This window comes from Pseudonocardia autotrophica (assembly GCF_003945385.1).
GTDB classification, from domain to species: Bacteria; Actinomycetota; Actinomycetes; order Mycobacteriales; family Pseudonocardiaceae; genus Pseudonocardia; species Pseudonocardia autotrophica.
The window spans coordinates 3,144,785-3,159,305 of the sequence record NZ_AP018920.1 but is presented as its reverse complement, the minus strand read 5'-3'; the positions used below and the strand labels follow the sequence as shown (position 1 = coordinate 3,159,305).

At 73.6% G+C, this 14,521-nt stretch carries 8 protein-coding genes and 1 pseudogene; 3 read left to right on the top strand and 6 right to left on the bottom strand.

All coding sequences use genetic code 11. The features are described from left to right. Positions 1–75: 75 nt before the first annotated feature. Positions 76–1,902, top strand: coding sequence for a serine/threonine-protein kinase (locus tag Pdca_RS14920; RefSeq protein ID WP_085912126.1), 1,827 nt, complete (start codon positions 76–78; stop codon positions 1,900–1,902). 18 nt (positions 1,903–1,920) lie between these two features. Here Pdca_RS14920 and Pdca_RS14915 read toward each other — a convergent pair whose 3' ends face one another. From Pdca_RS14915 to ilvD, 3 genes and pseudogenes are all read right to left on the bottom strand, one after another. Beyond that, entirely contained in the window at positions 1,921–2,502 is a 582-nt protein-coding gene (locus tag Pdca_RS14915) for a class I SAM-dependent DNA methyltransferase (RefSeq protein ID WP_197719991.1), read from the bottom strand. 1,093 nt (positions 2,503–3,595) lie between these two features. Then, positions 3,596–4,309 (bottom strand): annotated as a pseudogene (locus Pdca_RS38175) (maleate cis-trans isomerase family protein); the annotation flags it as partial. A gap of 847 nt (positions 4,310–5,156) precedes the next feature. After that, positions 5,157–6,833 (bottom strand): dihydroxy-acid dehydratase, encoded by a 1,677-nt coding sequence (ilvD, locus tag Pdca_RS14905; protein ID WP_085912127.1) that lies wholly within the window; start codon positions 6,831–6,833, stop codon positions 5,157–5,159. A gap of 167 nt (positions 6,834–7,000) precedes the next feature. On the opposite strand from ilvD, the gene Pdca_RS14900 reads away from it, so the two are divergent. After that, positions 7,001–7,462 carry a L,D-transpeptidase gene (locus Pdca_RS14900; RefSeq protein ID WP_085912128.1) on the top strand — a complete coding sequence of 154 codons (462 nt, stop codon included), beginning with the start codon at positions 7,001–7,003 and terminating at the stop codon, positions 7,460–7,462. 155 nt (positions 7,463–7,617) lie between these two features. Here the strand turns inward: Pdca_RS14900 and Pdca_RS14895 are convergent, their stop codons facing one another. Continuing rightward, positions 7,618–9,360: a DEAD/DEAH box helicase gene (locus tag Pdca_RS14895; RefSeq protein WP_085912190.1), complete on the bottom strand. Its 1,743-nt coding sequence runs from the start codon at positions 9,358–9,360 to the stop codon at positions 7,618–7,620. Between the two features lie 524 nt (positions 9,361–9,884). Here Pdca_RS14895 and Pdca_RS14890 point away from each other — a divergent pair. Then, complete coding sequence (locus tag Pdca_RS14890) at positions 9,885–11,165, top strand: MFS transporter (RefSeq protein WP_158092113.1); 1,281 nt, start codon at positions 9,885–9,887, stop codon at positions 11,163–11,165. 93 nt (positions 11,166–11,258) lie between these two features. Here the strand turns inward: Pdca_RS14890 and Pdca_RS14885 are convergent, their stop codons facing one another. Both Pdca_RS14885 and Pdca_RS14880 read right to left on the bottom strand, forming a co-directional pair. Then, the gene (locus Pdca_RS14885; protein WP_085912130.1) at positions 11,259–13,733 is read right to left on the bottom strand and encodes a Tex family protein; all 2,475 of its coding nucleotides are present in this window, start codon (positions 13,731–13,733) and stop codon (positions 11,259–11,261) included. 66 nt (positions 13,734–13,799) lie between these two features. Next, positions 13,800–14,432: a TetR/AcrR family transcriptional regulator gene (locus tag Pdca_RS14880; RefSeq protein WP_085912131.1), complete on the bottom strand. Its 633-nt coding sequence runs from the start codon at positions 14,430–14,432 to the stop codon at positions 13,800–13,802. Positions 14,433–14,521 lie beyond the last annotated feature (89 nt).

Here is a 14,521-nt window from a genome sequence, read left to right as displayed (position 1 = left end):
CGACCTCGCGGAACCGGCCCGCCCGCGCGGCGCGCCTGGTATGAACGCTTCGTCCGAACAGCAGCTGGGGGGCTCATGGATGTCGGCGATCTGCCGGTGGGCGCGGAGTTCGGCGACTTCGAGATCCGCGGCCGGCTCGGGGCGGGCGGCATGGGCGTCGTCTTCCGGGCCTACGACCGGCGGCACGGCGGCGAGGTCGCGCTCAAGGTCCTGCCGGCGCATCTGGCCACCGACCGGGTCACCGTCGAGCGGTTCCGGCGCGAGGCCCGCTCCGCGTTCGAGCTGCGCGACCCGCACGTGGTCCCGGTGCACGGCTACGGCGAGGTCGACGGCCGGCTCTACCTGTCGATGCGCCTGATCGACGGTGAGGACCTCGCCCGGCTGTTGTCCCGCAAGGCACCGCTGCCACCGGCGCGGGCGGCCGGGATCGTCCGGCAGGCCGCGCACGCGCTGGACGCGGCGCACACCGCCGGCATGGTCCACCGCGACGTCAAACCGGCGAACCTGCTGGTCGTCGAGGGGCGGGACGACTTCACCTATCTCGTCGACTTCGGCATCGCCCGCGCCGTCGGGCCGGACCCGGACACGGCGCTCACCGCGACCGGCGCCACCGTCGGGACGCTCGGCTATCTCGCCCCGGAACGGCTCTCGAACACCCTCGGCCCGGTCGACGGCCGGGCCGACGTCTACTCGCTGGCCTGCGTGCTGGTCGAGATGCTGACCGGACGGCAGCCGTTCCCCGGTTCGGAGCCGGCGACGGTGCTCTCCGCGCACCTGATGACCCCGCCGCCGCGGGTCACCGAGCTCCGGCCGGAGCTCGATCCCGGCTGGGACGACATCGTCGCCCGCGGGATGGCGAAGGTGCCCGACGAGCGGTACCCGACCGCCGGTGCGCTCGCCGCCGCGGTGACCCGGCTGGCGGGGACCGCGCCGCGAACGGCCCGGGCGCAGACCCTGGACGCCGTCGCGGCTCCCCCGGCGGCCGGCCCCGTGCCGGACTCCCCGGCCGCCGCTCCCCCGGGCGTCACGCCGCCGCACGAGCCGGCACCGCACCACCCCGCGCCCCCGGCTGCGGCACCGCCGGCCGCCGCGTCCCCGCACGATGCGGCCCCGCCGGCCGCGTCACCCGCCGCCGCGCCGCCCGGTCCCCCCGCGGCTGTTTCCCCCGCAGCCGAGGCTCCCGCAGCCGGTGGTCCGGCGCCCGGCACTCCCCCCGCCGGCCACGCGCCCGCTCCCCCGGCACCCGCACCGCACGGCACCGCCGCGCAGCCCCGCCCGACCTGGATCTTCCCGGACCAGGACGGGCCCCCCACGACACCACCGCAACGCTCCCGCGGGCTGTTCATCGCGATCGGCGCCGCGCTGGTCGCGGCGGCCGTCCTGGTCGGCGTGGTGTGGGCGGTCCTGCCGGACCGCGGGAACAGCGAAGGCGACGGTGACACCACGATCGCCGTGCCGACCCTGGATCCGGGGCCGGCGCAGACCGGCTCACCCGGGCCGCTGCAACCCGCGGGCACGGACACCACCACGGCACCGCCGCCGACCAGCACCCTCGACCCGACCGCAGGCGACGGCGACCTGGGTCTCGCACGGCCGGTGACCCGGCTCGGCTGCACGGGCGCCGACGTCGTGATCGTCGGCGCGGGGATCGATCCGGGCCGCTACCCGCAGGACGTGCAGGAGCACCTCGACAACCATCCCGGTTCGAACTACCTGCGGGCGCTGGGCAGCTGCACCTCGTTCCGGCCGCGCACCCCGACCGGCGAGCTGATCTACGTCGTCTATCTCGGTCCGTTCACCGACCGCGGCCGAGCGTGCGAGGCACTGGCCGCAGCAGGCGGGGACTCCTACATCCAGCCGCTCGGCGTCGCGCCGCTGCAGCCGGGCGGTCCCGGCTGCTGATCCGGCACCCGGCCCGGCTCACCGCCGCCGGTGCAGGACGACGGCGTAGTCGCCGCCCCGGTACGGCTCCCGGTCCCAGGTGGCCCACCGCTGCTCGGGTTCGAGGCCCGCGACGGCGCACCAGGCGTCGTACTCGTCGAGGGTGGGCCAGCCGGGACGCAGCGTGAACCCGGCGAGCAGCAGGCCGCCGGGCCGCAGGTGGCGGGCACATCCGCCGACCACGCCCATCCGGTCGCCGGCGTACGGGATCACGTTGCCGGCCAGCACCACCAGCCCGAACTCCTCGGACAGCCGGAGGTCCTCCAGACCGACCGTCTCCCAGCGCAGACCGGGAGCCTTCGCCCGGGCGGCGGCGATCATGTCAGGATCGGGATCGACACCGGTCACCGCGATCCCGCGCCGGTCCAGCTCGATCGCGACCCGGCCGGTGCCGCAGCCGCCGTCGAGCACCGCGCCGCCCTCCAGCAGCGCCTGCACCAGGCCGACCTCGCCGTGCGGGTCGTGCCCCGCCTCGGCCATCTCAGCCCACCGGGCGTCGTAGGTGTTCAGGTCGACCCGGCTCTTCCAGGCCGACCAGTCGTCGGGCAGCTCGTTCGGCACACCGGCGAGACTAGTGCTCGGTCGCCGGACGCTGCGGGCCGAACTCGGCGCCCCCGACGTCCTGGCCGGGTACAGCTGGTGTCGGGTACGCCTACTGCCGGGTGCCGACGGCGGCGCCGAGCCTGCGGCGCAGCCAGCCGGCCAGCCCCTGGCCCCGGTACAGCGGATGCACCAGGACCACCGGGTCCGAGACGGCGCCCGCACCGTCGGCGTCCATCTGCGAACCGGCCGCGACGAGTGTGCCGTCCGCGGTGCGCACCAGCAGGCAGGCGCCTCCGGACGGGGCCAGCACCGACCGCAGGTCGGCGGCCGTCCAGTCGGAAACCGCGGTCCCGTCGCCGGGCAGCCCGGCCAGGCAGGTGCGCAGCAGCACGTCCAGCTCGATCATCTCGTCGCCGGCCGCCGGCTGCGCGGTCAGCTCCGCGCCGTCGGGCAGCAGCACGTCGTGATGGCTGCGGCCCGGCTGGGCGGCCACGGCCCGCAGGAACGCCTCCGCCCGTGCCCGCTCGGTGAGGGTGAACGGCGCCCAGGCCCGGTGGGCGGCCAGCCGGCCACCGTTCGGGGAGGGCAGCACGAGGACGTGCCCGTCACCCGGCTCCGGTCCGTCCGGCACGACCTCGACGGTGTCGGCGTGCAGCAGCTCGGCGAGGCCGTCCGCCAGGTCACCGGCCGTGCGGGTCCGGGTGAGGAGATCGAGGGCCCGGGTCGGGGGGTCGACCAGCTCGTGCGGGTCGGCGACGACCACCTGCACCGCCTCCGGTCCGGCCGAACGCAGCCTGCGCCGGATCACCCGGGACAGCCGGGCCGCGCTCACCCGGCCACCGACCAGCATCTCGTCGACGACCGAGCGGGAGTCCTTGCCGTGCACCGACAACGCCAGGATGTTGCCGTCCACCTCGGCGACGGCCGCGGTCAGCCGGGCCAGCGCACCGGACTCGTCGGGCAGCCGGACCCGGACCTTGTACAACGACGGCAGCCCACCCGCGCCGTCGCCGCCGTCGTCATCGATGTCGCCCGCGGTCGGGACCGCTGCCGGCTCGACGGCGGTCTCGTGCACCACCCGCAGCACGGCACGGTCGCCGGGCGCCCGGCACTCGATGAGCGCCTGGCCGGGCCCGACGGCGGAGCGCCCGACCGCGCCCAGCGCCGCCCACATGGTGACCTGGTTGGCGGTGAGCACCGGCTTGCCGAGCTCCCGTTCCAATCCGGCGATGACGTCGTAGGTGGGCAGGTTCGTGCAGGACACGAAGACCGCCTCGGCGTCCGGGTGGTCGGCGGCGCGCACCGCCCGCACCACCTCGTCCGGCCGCACGTCCCAGATCCGGCCGAGCAGGCCGAGGCCGTGCCGGCTGACCGTGCCGATCCCGTGCGCGGCGAGGAACGCCTCGAGCTTCGCGGTGAGATCGTCGACGTAGGGGGTGGCCAGCGCGAGCCGGTCGACGCCGAGCGCGGCGCAGGCGGCGACCAGCGAACCGGCGGTGGTGACCGCCTGCGGCGCCCCCGCCTCCCGGATCACCTCGCGCAGCGCACGTTCGCCGTCGGCGCCCGCCACGAAGCTGCCCGAGGTGCAGGAGTACGCGACGACGCCCGGTTCGGGCAGCAGCACGTCCTGCACCGCCTGCCGGACGATCTCCGGCGACGAGATCATCAGCGCCTGGCTCGCGTCGGCCGGGGTCGCGACGTAGGGGGTGCGCGTCACGTGCAGCGAGGTCGGTGCCGGGACCCACCGCCACATCTCGCGGTCCTGGGCGAAGTCGTAGGGCACGACCACGCCGATGCCTGCCTCCGGGAGCTCACGATCACCCATCACGGCCTCCACACGCACACGATCGACGGCCGCCGTTTCCGCAGGGGGTCACGACGGTTACACGGGGGTCAGGACGTCCGCCGGAGGCCGTGGGTTCCGTCTCCGCGGCGGAGATTCCGCGCGCAGGAGAGGTGTTCTGCCCATTCTCGATCGTCCTGCCGCCGAGTGTGCCATCCCCACCCGCCCGGACGGCAACCTCGGGCGCTGTGTTCGGGCACAGTTCGACGATCTTGCACGGGTTCGGCCTCCCCGCACGGGTTCGCCGGCCCCGCACAGGTTCGGTCCGCTCGCACAGGTCCGGCGCTCCCACACGGGCTCGGCATTCCCGCGCAGGTTCGCCGTTCCCGCACGGGTTCAGCCTTCCCGCACGGGTTCGTGGCATCCGCACGGGTTCGGACCCCGTGCGGATGCCACGAACCCGTGCGGACGACGAGCAGGCTCAGCACTCCCACCCAGCTCGACGCACCCCCACGGGCTCGGCGTCCCTGCACGAGTGCGGCGCGCTCGCCAGGCCCGGCAATCACACACGACTCGCCCCTCCCGCACGGGTTCGCCGCTCCCGCACGAGTTCGCAACGCTCGCACGGGATCCGAACCCGTGCGGACGGCGCGAACCCGTGCGGACGGCACAAGCCTCTGTGGACGGCGCAAGCCCGTGCAGACCGCGCAAGCCCGTGCAGACCGCGCAAGCCCGTGCAGACCGCGCAAGCCCGTGCAGACCGCGCAAGCCCGTGCAGACCGCGCAAGCCCGTGCAGACCGCGCAAGCCCGTGCAGACCGCGCAAGCCTGTGTAGACCGCGCGAGCCCGTGTGGACCGCGGGCAGACACTCAGGGTGCCGCCGCGGGACTCAGCCGCAGACCGCGCCGTCCGCCGCGGACGAGACCAGTTTGGCGTACTTCCCCAGAACACCGCGCCGGTTCGTCGGCTCCGGGCGCACCCAGGCGGCGTGGCGGCGTTCCAGCTCGGCGGCGTCGATCTCGATGTCGAGGGTCCGGCCCGCCATGTCCAGGGTGATCCGATCACCGTCGCGGACCAGCGCGATCGGCCCGCCGTCCGCCGCCTCCGGTGCCACGTGCCCGACGCACAGTCCGGTGGTGGCGCCGGAGAAGCGGCCGTCGGTCACCAGCAGCACGTCCTTCCCGAGCCCGGCACCCTTGATCCGGCCGGTGACGGCGAGCATCTCGCGCATCCCGGGTCCGCCACGCGGGCCCTCGTACCGGATCAGCACGATGGTGCCCGGGCCGATCTCGCCGGCGTCGACGGCGTCGAGCGCGCCCTGTTCTCCGTCGAACACCCGGGCGGTGCCGGTGAAGGTGCTGGCGTCGAACCCGGCGGACTTCACGACGGCGCCGCCGGGGGCGAGCGAGCCGCGCAGGACCGTGATCCCGCCGGTCGGGTGGATCGGGTTGGCCAGGTCGTGGATCACCGAGCCGTCCAGGCCAGGCGGGTCGAGAGCCTCCAGGTTCTCGGCGACGGTCCGGCCGGTCACGGTGAGCGCGTCGCCGTGGATCAGGCCCGCGTCGAGCAGCGCCTTCATCACCACCGGGATGCCGCCGACCTGGTCGACCGCGTACATCAGGTGCTGTCCGAACGGCTTGACGTCGGCCAGGTGCGGCACCCGGTCCCCGACGGTGTTGAAGTCGTCGAGATCGAGATCCACTTCGGCCTCGCGGGCGATCGCCAGCAGGTGCAGCACCGCGTTGGTCGATCCGCCGAACGCCATGACGACGGCGATCGCGTTCTCGAACGCCTCCCGGGTCAGCACGTCGCGGGCGGTGATGCCCTTCTCGATCATCCCGACGGCCGCCTCGCCGGACGCCCTGGCCACACCGTCGCGCCGCCGGTCGACCGCGGGTGGACTGGCCGATCCGGGCAGCGCCATGCCGAGCGCCTCGGCGGCCGCGGCCATCGTGTTGGCGGTGTAGAAGCCGCCGCAGGCGCCCTCCCCCGGGCACATCGCGCGCTCCAGCACGTCGACCTCCTCGCGGGTGATCAGGCCGCGCGAGCAGGCACCGATGGCCTCGAAGGCGTCACCGATGTTGACCTCGCGGTCGCCGACCCGGCCGGGCATGATCGAACCGGCGTAGACGAACACGCCCGCCAGGTCGAGCCGCGCCGCGGCCATCAGCATCCCGGGCAGCGACTTGTCGCAGCCGGCCAGCAGCACGGTGCCGTCGAGCCGCTCGGCCTGCACGACCGTCTCCACCGAGTCGGCGATGATCTCCCGGCTGACCAGCGAGTAGTGCATGCCGACGTGACCCATCGAGATCGCGTCGGACACCGAGATGGTGCCGAACTCCAGCGGGTAACCGCCGCCGGTGTGCACGCCCTCCTTGGCCGCGGTTGCGAGCCGCTGCAGCGACAGGTTGCAGGGGGTGATCTCGTTCCAGGACGACGCGATCCCGATCTGCGGCTTGGCGAAGTCGTCGTCGCGCATCCCGACGGCGCGCAGCATGCTCCGCGCCGCCGTGGCGCCGATACCATCGGTGACCTGATGACTGCGCGGCTTCCGGCTGGTGGTCATGCACGTACCTCCTGTGCTGACGGCGTTCGGGACCGCCCGATCCTCCCCCAGATCGCGGCGGCGGGCCGGTCGCCGGGCGGCGACACCACCTCGATCGGACGTAACCGTTGCACCGCGTGATCGTTGATCATCGCAACAGCCCCCGAGAGAGGACCCCCACGCCCGCCATGAAGCACACCTCCCGCCGTCGCGCACTCACCGTGGCCGCCGCCGCACTCGTCGTCGGTCTCGGCGCGGCGGGCACCGCGGTCGCACTGCCCGCCACGGACCTGGTGGAGGGCACCCCGTGCTCGGCCACCGCCCGGGCCTGCGTCGACCTGGCGACCGACCGCGCCTGGCTGATCGACGACGGCGAGGTCTCCCACGGCCCGGTGCCGATCAGCCACGGCGGTCAGGGAACCGAGACGCCGACCGGGGACTTCGGCGTCCAGCGCAAGGCACGCGACCACCGGTCGGTCGAGTTCGACGGCGCGAAGATGCCGTGGTCGGTGTTCTTCGCCCCCGGCGGCATCGCGTTCCACGAGGGCGACCAGGACACGTCGTCAGCCGGGTGCGTCCGGCTCGGCCGGGCCGACGCGGTCAAGTTCTTCCACGAGCTGGACGTGTACGACCGGGTCGAGGTCCGCTGAACCACCTGTGACGCTGAACCACCTGTGACGCTGAACCACCCTGTGACGCTGAACCACCCTGTGACGCTGAACCACCCTGTGACGCTGAACCACCCTGATACGCGGAAGGGCCCCGCGACCGGATCCGGTCGCCGGGCCCTTCGGCGTGCTGCTGATCAGGCGCCGGCGCCGTCCCGGTCCCGGCGGACGTTCGCCTTGCGCCCCTTGAGGGTGGTCGCGCCGCGCAGCGAGCGCAGCACGTCCTCGGCGGCGTGCTCGGGGACCTCGACCAGCGCGTGCCGCTCGTGGATCTGGATGGCGCCGATGTCACGGCCGGAGAGCCGGGACTCGTTCGCCAGCGCACCCACGATGTCCTGCGGGCGCACGCCGGAGGCGCGGCCGGCCGACACGAACAGCCGGGTGGTGCCGGCCTTCGGCGGACGGGCGCCCTGACCACGGGCGCCACCACCGGGACGGCCGTCCCGGTCGCGGCGCGGGCCACGCGTGTCCGGCCCACGATCCCGGCCGCCACGGGAGCGGACCTCGGGGATCTCGATCTCGTCGTCCGGCACCGAGGTACCGGCCCGGGCCAGCCGGATCGCCGCCGCGGCGACCGAGGCCAGATCGTGGTCACGGGCCAGGTCGAGCACCAGCTCGTCGACGCCGTCGGACGGCTTCGCGTCACTGTCCTGACCGACCTGCTCACGCAGCGCCAGCGCGGTGCGGGCGAGCCGCACGGTGCGCAGGTCGTGCGGTGTCGGCACCGGCGCGGACGGCACCGAGGCGCCGATCAGCCGCTCGATGTTGCGCAGGTGCCGGACCGAGCCCGGGGTGACCAGGGTGATCGCGACGCCCTCGCGCCCGGCGCGGCCGACCCGGCCGATCCGGTGCACGTAGGACTCCGGCGACGACGGCACGTCGTGGTTGACGACGTGGGTCAGCGAGTCGATGTCCAGACCGCGGGCCGCGACGTCGGTGGCCACCAGCAGCTCGGTGCGACCGGCACGCAGCCGCTCGACCACCCGGGTGCGGTGCTCCTGGTCCATGCCGCCGTGCAGCGCCTCGGCGCGCAGACCGCGCGAGGTCAGTGTCTCGGTGACGGCGTCGACGTCGGCACGGGTGCGGCAGAAGACGATGGCCGCGGTCGGCTGCTCCATCTCGAGCACCCGGCCCAGCGCGATCGTGACGTGGCTGCGCGGAACGTGGTACGCGGTCTGCCGGACCTTCGGGGCCTCCCCCTCTGGGGTGGCCTCCTTCTTGATCCGGATGTCGGCCGGGTCGCTCAGGTGGGTCCGCGCCAGGCTCTGGATCCGGCCGGGCATCGTCGCCGAGAACAGCACGGTCTGCCGGTCACGGGGGGTCGCGCCGAGGATCGTCTCGATGTCCTCGACGAAGCCCATGTCGAGCATCTCGTCGGCCTCGTCCAGGACGGCGACCTCGATCGCGTCCAGCGACAGCGCACCGCGGTTGATCAGGTCGATCGCCCGGCCCGGGGTGGCGACGACGACGTCGACGCCGCGCCGCAGCCTGCCCAGCTGCGGTCCGATCGGGGCGCCGCCGTACACGGTGGCGACGGTCGCGCCCAGCACCGAGCCGTACTTCGCGATCGCCTCGCCGACCTGCATCGCGAGTTCGCGGGTCGGGGCGAGAACCAGGCCGAACGGCTTGGCACCGCGGTCCCGGGACGCCCGGCCGTCGGCCAGGCGCTGCAGCATCGGGAGCGCGAACGCCGCGGTCTTGCCGGTGCCGGTGGCGGCCTGACCGAGCAGGTCGCGGCCGGCGATCAGCGGGCCGATGGCGGCGGCCTGGATCGGGCTGGGGGTCTCGTATCCCAGCTCGTCGAGTGCGGACACCAGCTGCGACGCGAGGCCGAGCTCGGCGAACGTCGGCGTGGCGTCCGCCTCGGGGGTGGTGTCCACCTCGGGAGTGGTGTCCGGTGCGCTGTCGTCCACCGTGTTCTCGGCGGCGTCAACCGTGTCTTCGATGGTGTCGACGCTCTCGATGGTGTCGACGGAGGGGTGCTGTTCCAGCAGGGTGTTCACTCGGTCCTCAGGTCGCGCAGGGGGTTGCGCCTCGTCGTCGGGCGACTCTCGCCCGCTCCCAGCCCGCCAGGCCCGCGCACGACACTGATGGTGCCGGTGAACCCAGACCTCCGGGGCTCGCGACCACCGTCGTTCCCGGCGGCCGTCAGATGTCCATTCTTCCACGCCCTGTCGCTTCCCGTACGGCGGGCCCCACGTGATCGATGCCACGGACCGCCCAGGTCACACGGCCGTGCTGGTCCGGCGGGTGATCGACACCCGACTCGGGCGTCCGGCACCCCCTGACCGCCGCCGGGCAGCGCCGTCCTTGACGCCCACCGGTCCGTCGAAGATTATCTCCGGCAATCACGGACATGTGTCCGACAGGCGGACAGCAATGTCCCCAGCGTGGAGGAGTTGCGATGGCCCAGCCCACCGTCCCCGACGACCGAGAACCCGGAACCGAGGCTCCGACACCGCAGGCCCGGCTGTCCGGTGCGGCGGTGATCGTCGGGTTCGCGGCGTTGTGCCTGTCGTACATGCTCAACGCGATGGACCGGCAGGTCTTCTACCCGCTGGTCCCGGAGATCCGGGCCGAGTACGACTTCACCCTCGACCAGTCCGGGCTGCTCGCCACCGGTTTCACGCTCGGGCTAGCGCTGACCGGCATCCCGGCCGGCTATCTGCTGGACCGGGTGTCCCGCAAGGCCGTGGTGGTCATCAGCGTCCTCGTGTACTCGCTGGGAACGGTGGCGATCCCGTTCTCCGCCGGGTTCGTCGACATGGCGGTCTACCGGCTGCTCAGCGGGGTCGGCGAGGGGGTCCAGGCGACCGCGATCTACGCGATCCTGGGCGCGTTCTTCTTCCACCGGAGGGCGTTCGCGGCCGGATTCGTCGGGCTCGCCTTCGGAATGGGCGTGTTCCTCGGTCCGGTGATCGGCCAGTCCCTGGCGACCGCCGGGGACTCCTGGCGGATCCCGTTCTACGTCTTCGGCGGCGCCGGGATCCTGATGGCCGCGATCCTGGTCGTGGCCGTCCCCCGGTCGATGACCGAGGCGCTCGCCGGCCGGTCCGGCCAGACCGATGCCGCCGCCTACGACCACGTCCCCGCCAGCCCGTGGAACCGCAACACCCTCGCGTTCGGGATCTGCTCGGCCGTCTCCGGCCTGGTGTTCTACGGCTTCCTGGGGCTCTACCCCACGTATCTGCGCGAGCAGCTGGAGTTCAGCCCCGGCCAGGCCGCGCTCGCCGCGTCGCTGGTCGGGTTCGGCGCGATGACGGCGCTGCCCGTTGGCTACCTCGCCGACCGGGTGGACCAGCGGCTGCTGCTGCTGATCGGCTTCGCCGGTGCCGGGATCACCGGCCTGCTCGGCTACACCGTGGTGACCGGGACCGGCGCCCAGTACGTGCTGGCGTTCTTCATGGGCACCTTCGCGAGCGGGGTGCTGTTCACCAACTGCAGCACGGTGCTGCAGCGGGCGGTACGGCCGGAGCACGTCGGGCGCGGCGCGGGCCTGTTCATCCTCACCTACTACGTGGCCGCGGCGTTCTCCGGTCTGCTCTTCGCCCGGCTGGTGGAGTCCACCGGCTGGCAGGGCGCCGGGCTGGTACAGCTGGCGCTGCTGCCACTCGCCGGGATCGCGGCACTGGCGCTGGTCGATCCACGACGGATGCTGCTGCCCCCGGCACTCCGTCCTCGCTGACCGGACATCTGTCCGCCACAGCGTCGGCGAAGCGCACCGTGGTGGTGCGCCGGACCGCGACATCCGCGCCCGGCCGCACCACCACGGCGATCGTCAGCCCTTGCCGAACCCGGCCCGGCGCAGCGCCTCGGCCATCGCGTCGTTCGACGGCGCGGACTGCTTGCGGTCGTCCCGCCGGTTCCCGCCGCCCGGCTTGCCGCCGCCCGGCCTGCCACCGCCCTGGGCTCCGCCGCCCGGCCGGCCGCCCTGCCTGCCACCCGGCCGGCCGCCGCGGTCTCCGGACCCGGAACCGCCCCGGCCCTCCTGCGGACGCCCGCCACCGCGCGGTCCGGAGCCCGGCTCGTCGTCGAGCCGCAGCGTGAGGGAGATGCGCTTGCGGGCCTCGTCGACCTCCAGCACCTTCACCTTGACGACGTCACCGGACTTCACGACGTCCCGCGGGTCGGACACGAAGTCCTTGCTCATCGCGGAGACGTGCACCAGCCCGTCCTGGTGCACCCCGACGTCGACGAACGCCCCGAACGCCGCCACGTTCGTGACCACGCCCTCGAGCAGCATCCCCGGCCGCAGGTCGGAGATCTTGTGCACGCCCTCGGCGAAGGTGGCGGTGCGGAACGCCGGACGCGGGTCGCGACCCGGCTTCTCCAGCTCGGTGAGGATGTCGGTGATCGTCGGGAGCCCGACGGTGCCGTCGACGTAGTCCTTCGGCTTGATCTGGTGCAGTCGCGCACTGTTGCCCATCAGCCCGGACACGTCGATCTTGGTCCGCTCCACCATCCGCCGGACGACCGGGTACGACTCCGGGTGCACACCGGTGACGTCGAGCGGCTCCTCGCCGTCCCGGATCCGCAGGAAGCCCGCGCACTGCTCGAACGCCTTCGGGCCGAGCCGCGGCACCTGGGTGAGCGCGGTGCGCGACTGGAACGGCCCGTTCGCGTCGCGGTGCGCGACGATCGCCCCGGCCAGGGACTCGGAGATCCCGGACACCCGGCGCAGCAGCGGAGCCGAGGCGGAGTTCACGTCGACGCCGACCGCGTTCACACAGTCCTCGACCACCGAGTCCAGCGACCGGGACAGCGACGACTCCGGCAGGTCGTGCTGGTACTGCCCGACCCCGATCGACTTGGGGTCGATCTTGACGAGCTCCGCGAGCGGGTCCTGCAGGCGACGGGCGATCGAGACCGCACCGCGCAGCGAGACGTCCATGTCCGGCAGCTCCGCGGAGGCGTACGCGGACGCCGAGTACACCGACGCACCGGCCTCGGAGACCATCACCTTGGTCAGCTTGAGGCCCGGGTTGGCCTTGATCAGCTCCCCGGCGAGCGCGTCGGTCTCGCGCGACGCGGTGCCGTTGCCGATCGCGACCAGCTCGACGGAGTGCTTGGTGCACAGCGCCGTGAGGACCTTGAGCGCGCCGGCCCGGTCGTTGCGCGGCTCGTGCGGGTAGATCACGGCGGTGTCGAGGACCTTCCCCGTCGCGTCCACCACCGCGACCTTCACGCCGGTGCGCAGCCCCGGGTCGAGACCGATCGTGGCCCGGGTGCCCGCCGGCGCGGCGAGCAGCAGGTCGCGCAGGTTCGTCGCGAAGACGCCGATCGCGCCCTCCTCGGCGGCGGAGCGCAGCCGGACCCGGATGTCGATCCCCAGCGCGGTCTGCAGCCGGGTCCGCCAGGCCCACCGGACGACGCCGAGCAGCCACGCGTCGGCCGCCCGGCCCTGATCGGCGATGCCGTACTCGACGGCGATCATGCGCTCGTAGGAGGTCGGCTCCTCGTCGTCGCCCGCGTCGAGCGCGACGTCCAGCGCCTCCTCGGTCTCGCCGCGGAACACCGCGAGGATCCGGTGCGACGGCAGCGTCGTGAACTTCTCGGAGAACTCGAAGTAGTCGGCGAACTTGGCCGCGGCCTGGTCGTTCTCCTTGCCCTCGCGGGCCTTGGTGACCAGCCGGCCGCGCGACCACATCCGCTCGCGCAGCCCGCCGACCAGGTCGGCGTTCTCCCCGATCCGCTCGACCAGGATCGAGCGGGCACCCTCCAGCGCGGCACCGGCGTCGGCGACCACTGCGCCCTCGCCGTCGCCGCTCTCGGTGGTGACGTACGCCGCGGCCTCGGTGTGCGGGTCGCGGGTCGGGTCACCGAGCAGCAGATCGGCGAGCGGCTCCAGGCCCTGCTCGCGGGCGATCATCGCCTTGGTCCGCCGCTTGGGCTTGTAGGGCAGGTAGATGTCCTCGAGCCGGGCCTTCGACTCGGCGGCCTCGATCCGGCCCTGCAGCGCCTCGTCGAGCTTGCCCTGCGAGCGGATCGACTCCAGGATCACCCCCCGCCGCTCCTCGAGCTCGCGCAGATACCGCAGGCGCTCCTCGAGGGTGCGCAGCTGCGCGTCGTCCAGTCCTCCGGTGGCCTCCTTCCGGTACCGGGCCACGAAGGGGACCGTCGATCCCTCGTCGAGGAGGGCCACCGCGGACCCCACCTGGTCCGGTCGGGCGCCGAGCTCGTCGGCGATCCGCTGGTTGATCGAACGGTGCTGCTGGACGTCCGCGCGGGTGTCCGGGGGTGCCGTGCCTGTCACGGGTCCATCGTCGCGAACGGTGTCCGGGCCGCCACCGCCGGGTGGGTGGTCCGGGTCGAGACACGCTCAGTGTCCGGGTCGATCGGCTCCGGCGGCCTGCTCGGCGAGACCGCGGGACAGCGCCGTCACGGTGCGGGTGTAGAGCCCCGGCGGGACCGATCCCGGGTCCAGCCGGTGCTGCCGGCACAGCCCGTGGAACAGCGAGGTGAGCAGCACGGCGAGCTCGTCGTCGGGGACGCCGAACTCGTGGCCGGTCTCCGCCCGGCCCCGCCGGACCAGCGCCGCCGCGGCGGACTGCACCCCGTTCTCGTGCTCGGCCAGCAGCGAGCGCAGCGCGGGGGTGCGCATCGCCGATGCCCAGGTCTCGGCGTCGAGCAGGGTCTGCCGCCGCGAGGTCGCCGTCTCCTGCACCAGGTCGTCCAATGCGCGCAGGCCACCCTCCGGGCCGGCGGCGAAGCCGTCCCGGACCCGGATCAGGTCACGCTCCATGTACTGGGTCATCAGCTGCCGGAACAGGTTCCGCTTGCTCCCGAAACGGCTGTAGATCGAGCCCACGGAGACCCCGGCAGCCCCGGCGATCTCGTCGACCGAGGCGCCGTCGTACCCGCGTTCGGCGAACACCTCGGCGGCCGCCTGCAGCAGGACCTCCCTGGTCCGTGCCGCTCCCCCGCGCGCCCGCCTGCGCCGTGCCTCCGCCACGTCTGCCCCTCTCCCGCACCCGTCCCTACGGACCGGAGCGGGAGTCCGCTCACCCCGACCGAGGACGGGGCGGAATAGAGGGTAGGTGC